The 15,962-nt window shown below is 44.5% G+C and carries 11 protein-coding genes and 4 pseudogenes; 5 read left to right on the top strand and 10 right to left on the bottom strand.

Features of this window, described 5'->3' with window-relative positions; genetic code table 11:
* Nucleotides 1-75: 75 nt before the first annotated feature.
* Nucleotides 76-423 (bottom strand): annotated as a pseudogene (locus tag ACTHSW_RS07365) (hemagglutinin repeat-containing protein); the annotation flags it as partial.
* On the opposite strand from ACTHSW_RS07365, the gene ACTHSW_RS07360 reads away from it, so the two are divergent.
* Nucleotides 413-718, top strand: coding sequence for a replication initiator protein A (locus tag ACTHSW_RS07360; RefSeq protein ID WP_107769558.1), 306 nt, complete (start codon nucleotides 413-415; stop codon nucleotides 716-718). The pseudogene ACTHSW_RS07365 and the gene ACTHSW_RS07360 overlap by 11 nt on opposite strands.
* Nucleotides 719-777: 59 nt before the next feature.
* Here ACTHSW_RS07360 and ACTHSW_RS07355 read toward each other — a convergent pair whose 3' ends face one another.
* The 9 genes and pseudogenes from ACTHSW_RS07355 to ACTHSW_RS07315 all read right to left on the bottom strand — a co-directional run.
* Nucleotides 778-1,440, bottom strand: coding sequence for a hypothetical protein (locus ACTHSW_RS07355; protein WP_070460989.1), 663 nt, complete (start codon nucleotides 1,438-1,440; stop codon nucleotides 778-780).
* A gap of 187 nt (nucleotides 1,441-1,627) precedes the next feature.
* The gene (locus ACTHSW_RS07350) at nucleotides 1,628-2,131 is read right to left on the bottom strand and encodes a hypothetical protein (RefSeq protein ID WP_070460987.1); all 504 of its coding nucleotides are present in this window, start codon (nucleotides 2,129-2,131) and stop codon (nucleotides 1,628-1,630) included.
* 1,913 nt (nucleotides 2,132-4,044) lie between these two features.
* Nucleotides 4,045-5,108 (bottom strand): annotated as a pseudogene (locus ACTHSW_RS07345) (hemagglutinin repeat-containing protein); the annotation flags it as partial.
* A 27-nt stretch (nucleotides 5,109-5,135) separates the two neighbouring features.
* A complete protein-coding gene (locus ACTHSW_RS07340; RefSeq protein ID WP_003712157.1) occupies nucleotides 5,136-5,522 on the bottom strand; it encodes a DUF596 domain-containing protein in 387 nt (128 codons plus the stop codon).
* Between the two features lie 10 nt (nucleotides 5,523-5,532).
* On the bottom strand, nucleotides 5,533-5,796 hold the full coding sequence (locus ACTHSW_RS07335; protein WP_141743131.1) for a hypothetical protein: 264 nt from the start codon (nucleotides 5,794-5,796) through the stop codon (nucleotides 5,533-5,535).
* A 38-nt stretch (nucleotides 5,797-5,834) separates the two neighbouring features.
* Nucleotides 5,835-6,578: pseudogene (locus ACTHSW_RS07330) on the bottom strand (hemagglutinin repeat-containing protein); the annotation flags it as partial.
* Between the two features lie 253 nt (nucleotides 6,579-6,831).
* Nucleotides 6,832-7,335, bottom strand: coding sequence for an immunity 42 family protein (locus ACTHSW_RS07325; RefSeq protein WP_070460644.1), 504 nt, complete (start codon nucleotides 7,333-7,335; stop codon nucleotides 6,832-6,834).
* Between the two features lie 242 nt (nucleotides 7,336-7,577).
* Nucleotides 7,578-8,039, bottom strand: a complete 462-nt coding sequence (locus tag ACTHSW_RS07320) for a hypothetical protein (RefSeq protein ID WP_070460646.1) — start codon at nucleotides 8,037-8,039, stop codon at nucleotides 7,578-7,580.
* Between the two features lie 29 nt (nucleotides 8,040-8,068).
* A pseudogene (locus ACTHSW_RS07315) lies at nucleotides 8,069-9,039 on the bottom strand (hemagglutinin repeat-containing protein); the annotation flags it as partial.
* A 571-nt stretch (nucleotides 9,040-9,610) separates the two neighbouring features.
* Here ACTHSW_RS07315 and cah point away from each other — a divergent pair.
* The 4 genes from cah to ACTHSW_RS07295 all read left to right on the top strand — a co-directional run bounded on the left by cah (nucleotide 9,611) and on the right by ACTHSW_RS07295 (nucleotide 15,908).
* Nucleotides 9,611-10,369 carry a carbonic anhydrase gene (cah, locus tag ACTHSW_RS07310; RefSeq protein ID WP_070460650.1) on the top strand — a complete coding sequence of 253 codons (759 nt, stop codon included), beginning with the start codon at nucleotides 9,611-9,613 and terminating at the stop codon, nucleotides 10,367-10,369.
* Nucleotides 10,370-10,685: 316 nt separating this feature from the next.
* The gene (locus ACTHSW_RS07305; RefSeq protein WP_225905474.1) at nucleotides 10,686-11,102 is read left to right on the top strand and encodes a hypothetical protein; all 417 of its coding nucleotides are present in this window, start codon (nucleotides 10,686-10,688) and stop codon (nucleotides 11,100-11,102) included.
* 146 nt (nucleotides 11,103-11,248) lie between these two features.
* Nucleotides 11,249-13,801: a DUF4132 domain-containing protein gene (locus ACTHSW_RS07300; RefSeq protein WP_107810981.1), complete on the top strand. Its 2,553-nt coding sequence runs from the start codon at nucleotides 11,249-11,251 to the stop codon at nucleotides 13,799-13,801.
* A gap of 163 nt (nucleotides 13,802-13,964) precedes the next feature.
* Entirely contained in the window at nucleotides 13,965-15,908 is a 1,944-nt protein-coding gene (locus tag ACTHSW_RS07295; protein WP_070460656.1) for a PEP/pyruvate-binding domain-containing protein, read from the top strand.
* Nucleotides 15,909-15,962 lie beyond the last annotated feature (54 nt).

The following is a 15,962-nucleotide window of genomic DNA, read 5'->3' as shown; positions in this document are numbered from 1 at the left end:
AAGAAGGTGCTCATGAGAAATCCCCTAAATGTCTTGGTGGGAATTTAGGGGATTTTGGGGAATTTTGCAAAGGTCTCCGCCTGTTAGCCGGGTGTGCCCGCCTACTTGCACATCAAAGCCATCATCACCCGCAAACAATCCGCTTTGTTCGCTCACGCTGCGGTGTTCGGCGTTGATTTTGCTTTGGCTGTAATCGCCTGAGGCGGATGCGCCATAGCCTACGGTTACTTGGGCGCTGATGTTTTGTTGGCGGCTGCGGTAGTCGGCGGTGTCTTGTAGGCTTTCTATATTGAAGTTGGCGGCGCGTACGGTGATGCCTTTGCCTGTTACTTGTGCGCCTTTGATGTTGGTGTTGCCACCGCTCACAATAACGGTGGGACTGCCTGCGCTGCCGACATGGCTGTGGCGGTAGGTGGTTTGTTCGGCACAGGTTAAAACCATATCGGCAGATTATTTCAGGCTGCGTAAACTGCTGGATAGACGCATTTATGAGCTATGTGCCAAACATTTCGGGAAGCAAAATGAATGGCACATTTCTCTGGAAATACTGCATAGAAAATCGGGCAGCATGGCAACGCTGCGCCGTTTTAGGCAGGCGATTAAGGAGTTGGTAGCCAGCAATGATTTACCCGATTACCGACTGACTTATGATGATAAGAAAGATATGTTGAAAGTGCGAAATCGGGATTTGTCTAAATTTCTCAAAAAATCACCATAGGCAGCCTGAAAGCATAAATTGAGGTTTTTCAAGCTGCCTAAATGTGTTTTTTAAAGCACCTATTTTTTATGGGTTGTAAATAATGCTGCACGTCCTTTATAAAAATCCAAGTTAAACAAATCAATATTAAAATGTTTGCAATATTCAGCAACCATATCAACCGTTAATCGCTCCTTTTTGATTCTTTTTTCATAGCTAGCTAAGTTCTCAAATTCAAAAGGTTTTCCGCTTTGTTCAAAAGTTGTTTTACTGGTTTCTTTATGCACCATAATCGTTCTACTTTCTACTGCATATTCTGAGATTTTATTTGCACCATTTCGCCAATGAAACATTACCGCACCAAATTCATCTTTCTTAAAATCTGGAGAAAGATATAAGCTGATATTCTGTATCCCCCATGTTTCGGATAGATAACTAGGTTGGCTAAATACGTCTGTACCACGATATCCATTTTCCATATATAAGCACCATTCAGAAGCAGTCTCTAAAATAATATATTTATTGGGGTATCTCTGCGCAAAAGGTTCCAACATTTTAATTTTATCCGACAAACTTAATTCATCAGATACTTTTTGATGATGTACCGTCCACCCCCATATTAGACCAAGCTCTTGCAATCTTTGCTCAAAGCGTAACACCATCTCATTAAATGGAATTTTAAAGAAACACAAATGAGTGGTATGAGGTTTATGATCTTGTAAAAAAAACTGTGGGTTATTCATAATCAATCTAACGTCCTTAAAATAACAATAGCATCTTTATCATTGCTGAATATTCTATCTGCGTGTGGTATTCCGCGCGATGAAGTGCTTCGATCGTACTCAATATACACTCTTTTACCTGATGGAAGCGTTGCTTGCAAGTCTGGGCGGCATATTCCTACGCGACAAAAATTTCCATACTACTAATCTACGTCAGCCCCAAAAACAAAGATTTGTTTTTTTCATTCAACATATCTATCCTAAATATACCATCGCTCCATTTAAATCCATCTTCAAAAATCCATTCTAAATATACTCTTAAATTAGAACGTGCATTATCACTTTTGCATAATGGAAATAAACCATACAAAAAATCAAATGCCTCATTACATGATTTAATTGAAAAATATTGCGATTCATCCGAAAGCATGGAAACAAAAGATTCGCTTTCATATTCGACAATCATAATTTTTACTAGAGTAAAAAAATCATTCTTACTTATTATGTTATTAATAGAACAGATCCAATAATAATCGGTTAATGTTAAATCTAAATCCTCATAAGGATGTTCCCCAAAAGAACTGGTTTTTTGAAATTCGGCATATTTAAACCTGTTATATTCAACAATTTTTTCTCTATCAATTTCAATATCATAAGGAAAAACGAATATAAGCTCGGCAATGTAGCTGGTCATTTCTTCAATATCATTCATTGTGATCACTTGCTATCTCTCCTCCTGATTGCATCATTCAAAGCTGGCTCAATGTTTTGTCGGAATTGATTTATTCTATTTAATAACGCTTGCTTATCGTTATCGCTTAATGTTGAGTTTTTAATTTTCCTTTCTAATTTTTTTGCTTTTTTTAAAAGATTTTCTGTCTTTTGGATATGGTTTGACGGATGTTTAACACCCACTTCCTTACCAGTTCTTGCATATTCCTCAAGTGCACCTTTTAAGCCTCCTCGACTTTCAGCCTCTCTGCCTGTGTAATTTGCAATTCCTTCAATATCAGAAATTTCATTTTCGTACTGCTTTTTGATTTCATTAAGATCGCGTTTAGGTTTTTCAGGTTTATCCGCGTTATTAGATACTTTATCTGTATCATCAGGCGTTTTATTAAAATTAGATTTCCTACCATTATCAACTACTTTATTATTATCAGTATTTTTGCTTACATCAGACTTACGAGGTGCAGGCAACGCCCTTTGTTCAGTCACCCCTGCATAACTAACATTTTTACCATTGGGCAAAGTTGCCTCCACTCCCTTGCCTGTTAGTCGTGCAATTGTCCCTGCCGGCAGGGTTGTTCCATTGGACAGATTCTGTGCCTGTGTGAGCTTAACGGTTTGATTAGGTATCAATGTTCCACTGGTAAAATCAAATGCTTTTCCATTTGGAACAATTGGTGCTTGTTTTTTTATTTCTGCTGCCAGTTGTGTAGCAGATAACTTACCTGCGCGGTACAGTTTATATTTGTTAGCCAATTTACTAGGGATACGTCCTGCTAGCTCCATTACTGGCAATTGATACCACATTAACCGTTGTTGGGTTGCATGGTTGTATTCATATATTCTACCTGCTTCAAAATCTCTCCCTTGTAAACGTAGCAGGGCTATACGGTTAGTCTCCATTTGTTGATCGTCTAGTGGGCCCACTTCATCACTGGCAGACGAATCATAGACGTATCTCGGCAAGGAAATTATGCCTTTCCCAATTATCTTTGGATCATTATGTGCATCGTTACTGCTATCTTTATAGCCTTGTTCCATTCCTCTTTTAAAATCCATTGAGGCATTACGGTTTTCAATCTGAATACTATGCAAGAATTTATTTATTTCGTTTTTGTTTTTATCGGTATAGGTACTAAATAATGTTTTTAAATTTCGGTCTTGATCTAAATATTCACGATTAGTAGCTGTAAAGAATTGATGACTTGCACCAAAATTATCTAGATAATGAAATCTAGATGTGTTTTGAGATAAAAACTGTTCTGCAAGTTCATTGCGTCCATGCAGTATTGCCCATTCGCTGTCCACCATCGCGGCAGCTGCGCGATCTAATTGGAGCTGTGCTTCTTGGGTGGTTAAATTTATACCCTTATTTTTTAAATAGTTAATATATTTTTGTAGCGTATCTTTACTGTGTAACCACTTCACTTCATCAGGATGCAACTGGCGATTAAACCAATCCGCATTCGCCCCCGCAACCTCCGCACCCGTGCTTCCACCCGTCAGCGCACCAATCGCTGCGCCTCCTAGGGTGTCTGCCAGTAATTGCCCTGCGCCACCAAATTTATCGCCTACTTGGTTTAAATAGGGTGCTGCTAGCGATGAGGTGCCTGCTCCTACTGCGCCTTGTGCATCACCTGTTAAGAGTGCTCCTACCCCTGCGTGGAGCGCAGCTCGCCCTAATCCGCCTTCCTTCCATGTGTTGTACTCTGTTTGATGGTCGGATAGGTATTGGTCTGCAAGGACGATTTGTTGTTGCAGTTGGGCAATTTGCTCAGGGTTTTGCGCGTCTTTTAATTGCTCTTGTAAATTTGCTTTAGCGATTTGAACGCGCTCGTAGTTCTGTATATTGCCCAGTTTATCTGCTGTCCATGCAACAGTTTGAGCGGCAACGGGGGCAAATTGTTGTGAGACATTGCGCTGCAAATCCAGCTCGCTTTGCACTTTGTCCGCATCAAATCGGTTTTTCAGGCTGCCTGATTGTTGGCCGGCATCCTCGGTGCGGATGTCGGTGTACGCCAGTTGCGCGGCTTTGTCTGTGCCGTAGCCTGTTTTGGCGAGCTGTCCTGCCTCATCGGTGAGGATGATGTTGCGGGTGTTGATGCCGCTTTTTGTGATGTTGCTTTGACTGTCGCTGTCGCTGCCGTAACCTACTGATGAACTTGCGCCGTTTTATCGGCTACGCTTGTCAGGTGTTTGTCTTGAGGCTTATTTTGTGCGCTCTGCCCCAGTGTTTCGCCGCTTACGGCAATGCTGGCACCCAATCCAAAACTTTTGCCTTCGTATCGGCTGTGGTTTTGAATGTCGCTATGGGTGAGGGTGGCCGTCTGAAAGCGGTTTTTGCCTTCGTCTTCTGCGCTTTGGCTAGACGTGATGATGCCGCCTTTGAGGTCTGTATGGTTTCCGACCTTGATTTGATAGCCGTCTTCTCCGGCATAAATACCGCTTTGCTCGGTTACGGAGGCATGGTCTGCTTTGATTTTGCTTTGGCTGTAACTGCCGCTTGCACTGAATCCGTAACCGACGGTAACTTGGGCGTTGCCGTTTTGCTGTTTGCTCTGATAGGTTTCAGTATCTTGAACACTTTCTATATGCAGGTTGCGCGTATCTGCCTGTACGCCTTTGCCGATAAGCTGCGCACCTTTGATGGTGGTGGTGCCGCTTTGGATAAGGGTTTGGCTGCCTTTGTCGCCAATATGGCTATGGCGCTGGGTTACACTATCGCCATTGCCGTAGCCTTTGCCGACATTGCCGCCTGCGGTAAAGCCTAATGACCAGCCCCCTTGTCCGAATGATACGGCAGCACCTGCGTTCCAGCCTGCTGATTTGTTTTGGCTGCATTCGGTGTTGCTTTGTTCGGCGGATTGCAGATGGATTTGCTTATCGGCAATCAGGCCGGTTCCTGCTTTACCTGAAACATCTGAGCCCGTGATGTTGATATTGGATTGTTCGCCTGCACCTTGTCATACAGGCTGGTTACGCTGGCTTTAAGCTTGTTTCATTTGTTCTTCGTAAATTTCTATTTTAGGCAATTGTGTCAGTTCAATAGGGCAAGTTGCTCCCCACCAAAAATGCTCTACATAAAACCAAGGATTATCTGGAAAATATAGCAACATCTCTTCCATATCTGGCCAAATTCTTCTTAATTCATCTACCTGTGTTTTTGGCGAACCAGTTAATATTTTTGGAGGATTTTCACGATAATCGCATAATTCAATAACACCATCTGATAAAAGTTCTTCCAAAAAATCAAAAAATTTAATTTTTAAATTTGGATCTTTGATATCCATATTTAAATAATTTTTATAAACACCAAAAATACCACCTAAATATTCACAATATTCTAAAAGATTATATTTTATCTTCGCATTCATAACGTAACCTTTATCTAAATTTTAACTCTAATCTTTGCCCACGTACTGAAGCAGGTTGATTCCTAAACTCAATTGTCCATTTTGCTCCAGTTTGTTCTCGGCTAGTTGAAAAATTTCTTAAAATGATGGTCGTTCCTTTCCAAGGTCCTGATGTAATAGTCGTAGAAGATAATTGCCCTTTATTCGGAATATTCCTAAAATCAAGCCTCTGACCTGAATATTTTTCATACAAATCAAATATTTCTCTTCTACTTACTTTAGAATATATCGGCATTCCATTTTTGCTGGCAGATGAATTTGGTCTGATCGTTTTCCTGAATGTCGTTCGGCGGTGTCTGTGGTTACGTTTGTATCAATTTCAGCTTTGGTTTGTGCCGCTGTTTTGCCTGTCAGCCGGATTTGTGCGGCTTCGTCTGTGATTTGAATGTTTTGGGTGTTGATGCCGCTTTTCGTGATGCTGCTTTGACTGTCGCTGTCGCTGCCATAACCCACTGATGAACTTGCGCTGTTTTTATCCGCTACGCTTGTCAGGTGTTTGTCTTGAGGTTTATTTTGTGCGCCCTGCCCCAGCGTTTTGCCGCTTACGGCAACGCTGGCACCTAAGCCGAAACTTTCGCCTTCGTAGCGGCTGTGGTTTTGAATGTTGCTATGGGTGAGGGTGGCCGTCTGAAAGCGGTTTTTGCCTTTGTCTTCTGCGCTTTGGCTAGACGTGATGATGCCGCCTTTGAGGTCGGTGTGGTTTCCGACCTTGATTTGATAGCCGTCTTCTCCGGCGGAAATACCGCTTTGTGCGCTGATGCTTCGGTGTTCGGCGTTGATTTTGCTTTGGCTGTAACTGCCGCTTGCACTGAATCCGTAGCCTACGGTCACTTGGGCACCGGCGTTTTGTTGTTTGCCCTGATAGGTTTCGCTATCTTGTACACTTTCTATATGCAGGTTACGCGTATCTGCCTGTACGCCTTTGCCGATGAGCTGCGCACCTTTGAGGGTGGTATCCCCGCCGCTTCGGATAATCGTTTTGCCGGCCGTGCTGCCGACATGGGTGTGGCGGCGGGTCGCTTTTGTCTGATTGCTGTGGTGGCTTGTTGAAAGAAAGGTCGTCTGAAACCGTATTTGTTGTTTCAGACAGCCTCTTGGCTCAAACCTTGAGAACTGCATATGTGCGTTCCGCACATCCTACGTATTGAGTTTAGGTTTCATATGGGCCACGGCTTGCTGTTGGCTTTATAGTCCTAACAGCTCTAGAAAATATTAAAGAACACATGTTTAATGCATCCTTAAACATAGATTTTATGTGAGATAAATTTCATTAATTATCATTTAAAATATAATCATATTTAATAATTATTTTTTCCATAATATTTTTTATATATCCTTTTTTAAACACTGATTCCTTAATAATATTATTATTTAAATATAACAATTTTTCATTATACTTATCGGACAAATACCAAATATTATCTTTTTCTTCAGGGTTATCAATATATTCTGTTATACAGTATTTCCAATATAAATAAGATTCTTCTTCTGATAATTTCATATTACGATAATGAACAGCATCGTTCAAAAAGATATATGCATTACAATAGTCTAAGTTAAATAAATTAGGACACTCTAGATTATCATTTATTGAAATAAACTGTTGTATGCTACGCAAAGAATTTGGTAAAAAAGTAGACGTATTTGGTAGTTCTTGAGGAATCATGTCTCCATTCACAAAAAATGTAAAAATCCCTTCGGAAAAATTTTCTGAACTCCATTCATCTATCTCCTCAATCCAAATTGCAAATTTATATGGATCCCCAAAAATCATTTAGAACACTCCTTGAATAAAATTTATTTTCCAGGAATACCCAATTTCCTACGCAGTTGGATATTAAGTTTATCAATTCTATTCCTGTTTAAGGTTCCTGCCCAGTGATACAAATTCCTGTTGTTATCAGCACCAACCAGTAAAGGATTGCTGCCGGTAACAGTCAACTTTATGTTTTTCAGATTGTGGACACCTGCAAAAAACGCGAAGAATTCGTGAAGGCTATAGTTTGCTAAAATATATTATAGATTCAATTGAAAAATAACAGATTCAACTGTACCTTTCTTATACCTGATTTCTTTAAAGTTTTTCCCATTATCAAAACTATAAAAAAGTCTCTCTTCCTCACCAGCATATCCCATTTCTAATACTAAACAATCTATTTCACAATTACTCCCTCCACTCATATATGCAGTATCAATAGAAAATATATTACATAATTCCAGAGAATTATATTTATCTATATCAAATATTTGCTCTCCAAAATCTAAACCATTGTTTCCACCTGCATAATACTTCTCTTCAAAGGATGATTTCAAACTATTAAAAACTGTATTTAGTGTAAAATATCCATATGGGCATATCTTAGGATATATATTCTCTCCTATTATTATCTGAATTTTTCCATAAATAAAACCATTACATTCAGAGTTTTTTTCCCATAAAATCCCAAATTTTCTTGTTGAATCCATAATAATATTCATATAAATCCTTATTTTAATAACTTATTCTTTTATTGCTCGGGGTATGCTTTTTTAATTCCTGCTTTTTGTTGACTTGTTAAGGACAAGGGATTCTTCTTATCGGATGTAGAACCAGCCCAATGCCAAGGTTCATTTTTCCTATCGCCCCCATATAACGATGAATATGTCCTTTATCATCAATTGCAAATCGCTGTTTACCAATTTGTACTGAACTTTCAATTAATTGAACTGAATTCTTTGGCTCAATACCAGCATCAAACTTAAACCCTAACTGACCAGGAGTATGTTTAGGATTAGATTTATAAGTAGTTTCACTAATCGTTTTATCTGGATTTTTAATTTTTATTGAGATAGCTTGAGGGACAGGTATAGAAGACCCTGCCCCCTGTCCTTTAGACGTACCAAAATCATTCTTTTGATGACTCTTCGACGCCAATGCCGTATCCGGAATCCTGTCCCCCTTCGCAACATTGCCATTTGCAGGAATACGGATATTCCCGACCCCTGACAATAATGGATCGCTGCCGGTAACGGCCGGCTTGATGTTTTTCAGGTTGCCAACTCCCGCAATAATCGGGGCTTTTATCCTCGGATTGGGGTTGACAAAGCTCATCAGCCAGTCGGCAACGTTCAGCGCAAGCTCTTCGTTTTTCCGCTCTTCCTGCCTGATTTTGGTGTCTTTTGTCCCGCTGTGCAGCCAGGTCAGGTTACGGTATTCGGGTTTGTCCTGTCGGCGGTATTCCTCAAACAGCTTCGGATCGTTGTAGGCTTGCGGATTTCTTGCGCCGTAGTCGCGGTAGTCCCAAGTATAACCCAAGGCTTTGTCTTCGCCTTTCATTCCGATAAGGGATATGACGCTTTGATCGGTATAGCCGTCTTGGGAACCTTTGTCCACCCAGCGCAGTATCTGCCTGCGGATTCTCATCGCGGCTTCTTGGCTGCTGATTTTTCTGCCTTCGCGTTTTTCAACTTCGCGCTTGAGATCATTGGCATATTTGTCGAACTAAGTTTGATTGGGCGGTTTCAGTGCATAAGGTGATGCAGGCTACTTTTTCTGATTGCTGTGGCAACTTGTCGAAAGAAAGGACGTCTGAAACGTTTTTTCTTTTTTCAGACGGCCTCTTAGCTCAAACCTTGAGAACCGCATACGTGCGTTTCTCACACATCCTTGTTGAGTTTAGGTTGCATATGGGCTACGGCTTGCTAGTGGTGGGAAAGCAAGGGCAGCAAAGAATGCGGGCTGCACAAATAACCCTTGTCAGGCAAGGCAAAAAGGTCGTCTGAAAAAACCTGAATTTAGTTTTTCAGACGACCTTTTTCATGAGTCGGCTTCCTTAAATTTTTAAGGTGTGAAAAACGGAAGTTTTCTATTTCAAATTATTATCAATTTTCTAAACGATAATATCGTTTGGAAAAAAATGAATTCGCTTTAACTTCATAGCCTTAAATTAATTACCCAAAGAAGGCTTGACCTGACGATTTAATGTGGCTATGGTTTAATAAAAAATAACAATATCCCACATGCACACCGCAATGCTTTTTTCCCTCCTCCTTATAGAAAGGATATTGCAATGCCCTGCTTGACCCGTACGTTGCCTCGTCTGACTGTCTTCCTGCTGTCCACCTTCGCGGCATTCTCCGCAGCTGCACACGGAAACCACACACATTGGGGTTACACCGGACACGACTCCCCCGAAAGCTGGGGTGAGCTTTCTGAAGAGTTCCGTTTATGCTCTACAGGCAAAAACCAATCCCCCGTCAACATTACCGAAACCGTCTCCGGCAGACTGCCCGCCATCAAAGTCGATTACAAGCCGAGCGCGGTTAACGTGGAAAACAACGGCCACACCATCCAAGTCAACTACCCCGAAGGCGGCAATACCCTCAGCGTGAACGGTCGCACCTACACCCTGAAACAATTCCATTTCCACGTACCCAGTGAAAACCAAATCAAAGGCCGCACCTTCCCAATGGAAGCCCACTTCGTCCACTTGGACGAAAACCGCCAGCCTTTGGTATTGGCAGTATTGTACGAACCCGGCAAAACCAACGACCGCCTGGCTCCGATATGGAACGTGATGCCGATGAAAGAAGGAAAGGTAAACCTCGACAAAGCCTTCGACGCCAGCACCCTGTTGCCGAAACGGCTGAAATACTACCGCTTTGCCGGTTCGCTGACCACACCGCCGTGCAGCGAAGGCGTATCGTGGCTGCTGTTGAAAACCTACGACCACATCGATCAGGCGCAGGCAGAAAAATTCACCCGCGCCATCGGCTCGCATAACAACCGCCCCGTCCAGCCGCTTAACGCGCGCGTTGTCATCGAATAAACAGTAAAGCCATAAATGAAAAGGTCGTCTGAAAACCTAAATTTGGTTTTTCAGACGACCTTTTTTCGCTCTTCATCACAATATTTCCTGAACAAAGTCATCTGCTTGAGTTTCAACTCAAGTCGAGACCTTTGCAAAATTCCCATGAAAAGATTTGGGGAATTTTGCAAAGGTCTCACAAAGTTCCTACAGAACTAAAATGTAAAGGGCAACCTGCACTCGCATCTATCAATGTAAAGGCTGCTTTGTTTTCAGCCTGTCTGAAACGATCAAAAAACAGTATGATTTGTCTGTTTTATGTTTGGAGGAGTCATCCATGATCGCAGCTACCATCACGATCCAAGACCAAAATCTCGCCGGCAAAGTATTGCATGAGCTGTTTTTAAAATTTAGAACCAAGCACATCAGCGCGGCGGATCTGATTGCCGAACGCGTGCGGCAGGAAGTTGCAGCCTACAACAACCGCGCCGCCGATGTCCTCTTACGCCACAGCCTCGTTATCCCCACCGATCTCGGCGACATCGTGATTCGGGAAACGCACGGCAAAAAAGGCACGCACCCGCAACCTGTGGACGTGGAAAAGCAAATCGCCGTCGCTTTGAAAGCTTTTGAGCAAAATTCGTTTTTCATCCTTGCCGACAATCGCCAACTGGAAACGCTGGACGATATGGTGTGCCTGCATGACGGGCTGGTCGTCAATTTCATCAAACTCACGCCGCTAGTAGGCGGATAAGCAGCCTGAAAACCGCCGCGCAACGCTACCTCACCTTTGTAGAAGATGCCCCATACAGCCTGAATAGTGCGGACAAGAAAACCCTTACCGACGTTATCCACCTTTGCAGCGAAATAACCAACACATTGATACGCAAGGACAGTCCTATGAGCCAAAACCAAACCGTGCAGATTTCCGACAGCCACCGTGCCAAGTTCAATCAGCTTCTCAACACACTGGAAAAAGAATGGCTCCAAAGCCGTTCACACGAATACGACACGATAAACCTGAAGCTCTGCCCTAGTTTTGCCGAAGTGGAGAAAGCCGCACCCGGATACCGCGTCGATTTGCTGATCCACTGCATTGATTTGATACGCGGCTGGGGACGAAATAAAATTTTTAAAAATATGGGCGAGGACAGGATACACAATTACGGCACCATCCGTGTAGCGGTAGCGATGGCTCTGGCGCGTAAAACGTTGCCGATGACGGAGCAGGATGTGCAGCATATTTTTGCCGCCATGCTGGACGATAACGGGCTGTCCGAGCAGGAGGCAGATTACTATCCGCTCAAATATCTGATAAACCAGATCAAAAAACAGTTTCCCAATCCGAGCAAAACGCTTTCAGACGGCCTGAAAAACGCCTGCGACCGTTACCGCGTCTTTGCGGAAAACCTATGGGACAAGAAAGCCGCTACCGCCAACCTTGCCGCCCTGGCAGAACTGGCAGGCAGTTCCGCCGAAGCCTGCTTCCCCGCCCAAGATGACGAGTTTGCCCGATACGCCAATCCGCAACTTGCTGCTCTGCCACCGGAACAGCAGGACATATGGAGCAAAATCATTGCGCTTGCCCTATCCGCCAATGCAGGCAAGCCAAGCGAAAAATACCTGAAAGAATCCAAAACGCTGATCGACGCGTTGGGTGCGGACAGGTTCAAAAAAATGCTGTACGGCTGGATAGAATTTGTCTGCAACAGCGAAGTGCAGACCGAAACCGTCATCCACGGAGAATACAGTTACAGCACCCATGTCCTACCTGTTTGCAGCGTCAACCAGACCGTGCTCAAAGGGCTGGTGTGGATGTGCAGCCATTTCCACGACAGCGCCACCCTGTCCACTCTTACCCAACTTGCGCTGCATTCATACGACAAAATCCCCAATCTCGGCGCGCGCTATGCTTCCGTGGGCAACGCCTGTTTCTATGCGCTGTTCCGCTCCAAAGGGCTGGACGGCATCGCCTGCCTTTCGCGCCTGCGCCTGCGGATTAAGTTCAGCAATGTGCAAAGCGCGATTGCCAAATATTTGGACGAAGCCGCTGCGCAGCGGGGTGTATCCCGCAACGAAATCGAAGACATGGCGGTGGACAGCTTCGGCTTGCAGGAAGGCTGCCGCGACTATGACTTCGGCGGCTACACCTGCCGTCTGGCGGTAACGGGCGTAGGCAAGTCCGAACTGCGCTGGTTCAAACCCGACGGCTCGCCGCAGAAAACCGTACCCGCCTTCGTGAAAACCGACCATGCCGACAAACTGAAAAAGCTCAAAGCCACACAAAAAAACCTCAACACCACGCTCACCGCCCAACGCGACCGCTTGGACCAAATGATGCGCTCCGAACACCGCGTACCGCTGGAACACGCCGAACAGTATTACTGGCAGCACGGACTGATGTCCTGCCTCACGCGTCCGCTAATATGGCAGTTTTTCCGCGACGAAAACGATACGCAGGGTCGCGCTGCACTGTGGTTAGACGGAACATGGGTGGACGAAACGGGCGCACAAACCGATGTTTCAGACTGCCTGCAAGTCAGCTTGTGGCATCCCGCGCTTGCCACGCAGCAAAGCATCGCCCAGTGGCGTCAACTGCTGCTGGACAAAGAAATCCGCCAGCCGTTGAAACAGGCATACCGTGAAATCTATCTGCTCACCGAAGCCGAAATCAACACCAAAACATACAGCAACCGCTTTGCCGCCCACATCCTGAAACAACACCAATATATGACGCTTGCCAAAGGACGCGGCTGGAGGGGCTCGCTGGCCGGTGCGTGGGACGGTAGCGACGACGCAACCGTATCGTTGGATTTGCCCGAATACAACCTACGCGCCGAATTTTGGACAAACGCGGTGGATAGCGAAGAAGCATGGACGGAAAGCGGTATCTGGCAGTATGTCAGTACCGACCAAGTGCGCTTTCACCGGTTGGACGACGATTACCATGCCACTGTGCTGGACTTAATTGATATTCCGCCGCGCGTGTTTTCCGAAGTGTTGCGCGACGTGGATTTGTTTGTGGGCGTGGCCAGCGTAGGTAATGACCCGACCTGGGAAGACAACGGTGGAGAGGCACGTTTTTACAGCTACTGGCAAAGCTATTCCTTCGGTGACTTGGGCGAAGTCGCCAAAACCCGCAAAGCCGTATTGGAAACCCTGCTGCCGCGCCTGAAAATTGCCAAGGTTGCCCACATAGACGGCAACTTCCTCGTCGTACAGGGCAAGCTGCGTACCTACAAAATCCACATCGGCAGCAGCAACATCCTGATGCTGCCGGATGATCAATACCTCTGCATCGTACCCGACAGCCGCAAAAAAGACGTATCCGACAAGCTGTTTATTCCGTTTGAAGGTGACAACACGCTCTCAGTCATCCTCTCCAAAGCCATGCTGCTGGCGGAAGACGACAAGATTACCGACAGCACGATTACCTCGCAGATTCAGCGGTAAATTGGGATAGCCTGAAAACGCAAATGCCCCATCCTTGCGGTTTCAGGCTGTTTGGGAACACAAGACGCGTAGGCAGCATATGTCCTCCCGACGGAAAGAACACAATACATATTTTTACCATAAATATATTGCTTTTCATTTGATTTAGATAACCGACAACATCATGAAGCCTGCTTTTTGCCTCCCAATATTGCTTTTACTTTCAGCCTGCCGTCCTGAAGCTGAGACAGCCGACACGGCTGCACCAACGGCGCGTAAGCCTTCTTATTACGAGTCTGAAAAGCGTCAACCAACAGCCACTCCAATTAAAACACAAATTCCTGTGTTATCTGCAATCAAAAGTCAGGCTGATTTTGACTTACTTTCGCGTATCTATGAGCAAGGTAGTGAATATGAAATTCCTCATATCCTCTTTCTCATCGATCGTGAAGATGATAACCGTACCGACTACATCAATACTCCCAAGTTTCGGCTGCATGAGCATTATCTGGCTACTATCTTGAAACCCATGCTGTCAAAAACTGAATTGAATCAACAATACCGTAGTCCTAATCGGCGTTATCTGTTTGGTACGATCAGTTGGCAGAATAGTACTCAGGAATATGTTTATGAGTTTTGGGAAGGAGACAAAATCACGCCTGAATTGTTGAAATTGGCAGCAGGTTGTCTGAAAGACAGTTTCTACGCTCCGTTGCGTTATAAAACCAATTCTTTATGGCAGGAAACCGTTGCTGAGCAAAGTAAAGTTCCTTTTATTACCCAAGAAAGTTTGATTAAAAATTTCCCCTACCTGCCTCTAAACCAAGGTAAAGCGATAGGCACATTACGCGTTATTGCCAAAGAAGATGATCTTTATAATGTCGGTGCCGATGATATTATTATTTTGAAAGAGGTTCCCCTAGAGCTGCCACCTGTGGCGGGGATTATCAGTGAGAAACCATCTACTGCACTATCGCATGTGAATGTATTGGCACGCGGCTGGGGGATTCCAAATATTTACCTTAAAGACGCAGAAAAAATCCTAGCCCCATATATTCGCTGTCGTATCGAATTTGAAGCGACTGCTAAGCAATACCGAATTGTCCAAACCAACCGGAACACTACCAGTAAAAGCTTTTCAGACGGCCTTACCCTGCCCCAACCTGATGTTTCCGATTACAGCCTTCGGGCTTTGACAAACCTGCGCCGTGATGACAGCCATTACTGCGGCAGTAAGGCTGCCAACCTCGGCCATATCCGCGCCCATATTGCAGGCAGTAATGTACCTGATGGATTCTGCATTCCGTTTGCCTACTATCAAGCCATGATGGATAGACTGGGTATTAACGCAACAACACTGGCACACATCGAAACACAAAGTGATGGAGACAACCGCAAGCGCCGCACTGCTTTACTCACACTGCAGAAAAAAATTACCGATGCCGAAATCCCGTCAGAATGGAAGCACAGATGGGCTGAGCAATGGCGTAATCAATTAAACAGCAAAGGCGTGTTTATCCGCAGCTCCTCTAATTCCGAAGACCTGCCCAATTTCAGCGGCGCAGGACTGTACACCACAGTGCCAAATGTTACTGATGAAAACGCGTTGGCTGAAGCAGTGAAGCAATCTTGGGCTTCTGTCTTCAATTACAGCGCATACGAAGCCCGCCGTATTGCCGGATTGCCTCACGATAGCGTGAAAATGAGTGTCTTTGTGCAACAAAGCATCAATGCAGATTTCTCCGGCGTGTTGGTTACCATCAATCCTTATGATATTGCTCAGAAAAACAGCTCCTACATTGCCGCCAAACGCGGGTTGGGTATTCGTGTCGTTGAGGGCAAACGGGTAGCCGAACAGGTAGTCTATAACCGTCGCAATGATTCTGTACAACGTCTCAGCTCCTCTAATGAAACCACAGCGTTGCAACTGGATAAAAACGGTGGAGTACGAGAAGTTCCTGTAACCAGTGGTAACGTGATGAATCAAGAACAAATACGTCGCCTTGACCAAACCGGCCAACAAATCAAACAGCTATTTGCAAATGGTGAGCAGGACATCGAATGGGCGTTTGATAATGGTAAGCTTGTTATCCTCCAGGCACGACCGTATCTAAACGGCACACGTTAAAGTAAAAGGCCGTCTGAAATTATCGTTTCAGACGGCCTTTGCATCATGAATTAG

This window comes from Neisseria sp. P0008.S004 (assembly GCF_051962755.1).
GTDB lineage: Bacteria > Pseudomonadota > Gammaproteobacteria > Burkholderiales > Neisseriaceae > Neisseria > Neisseria subflava_A.
This window is presented reverse-complemented; position numbering and strand designations above follow the sequence as displayed.

Coding starts and splice junctions, on each gene's coding strand:
- ACTHSW_RS07320 (WP_070460646.1), bottom strand. CDS start 8,039: ATGAATATTATTATGGATTCAACAAGAAAATTTGGGATTTTATGGGAA.
- ACTHSW_RS07340 (WP_003712157.1), bottom strand. CDS start 5,522: ATGAATGCGAAGATAAAATATAATCTTTTAGAATATTGTGAATATTTA.
- ACTHSW_RS07355 (WP_070460989.1), bottom strand. CDS start 1,440: ATGAATAACCCACAGTTTTTTTTACAAGATCATAAACCTCATACCACT.
- ACTHSW_RS07305 (WP_225905474.1), top strand. CDS start 10,686: ATGATCGCAGCTACCATCACGATCCAAGACCAAAATCTCGCCGGCAAA.
- cah (WP_070460650.1), top strand. CDS start 9,611: ATGCCCTGCTTGACCCGTACGTTGCCTCGTCTGACTGTCTTCCTGCTG.
- ACTHSW_RS07335 (WP_141743131.1), bottom strand. CDS start 5,796: ATGCCGATATATTCTAAAGTAAGTAGAAGAGAAATATTTGATTTGTAT.
- ACTHSW_RS07350 (WP_070460987.1), bottom strand. CDS start 2,131: ATGAATGATATTGAAGAAATGACCAGCTACATTGCCGAGCTTATATTC.
- ACTHSW_RS07325 (WP_070460644.1), bottom strand. CDS start 7,335: ATGATTTTTGGGGATCCATATAAATTTGCAATTTGGATTGAGGAGATA.
- ACTHSW_RS07295 (WP_070460656.1), top strand. CDS start 13,965: ATGAAGCCTGCTTTTTGCCTCCCAATATTGCTTTTACTTTCAGCCTGC.
- ACTHSW_RS07300 (WP_107810981.1), top strand. CDS start 11,249: ATGAGCCAAAACCAAACCGTGCAGATTTCCGACAGCCACCGTGCCAAG.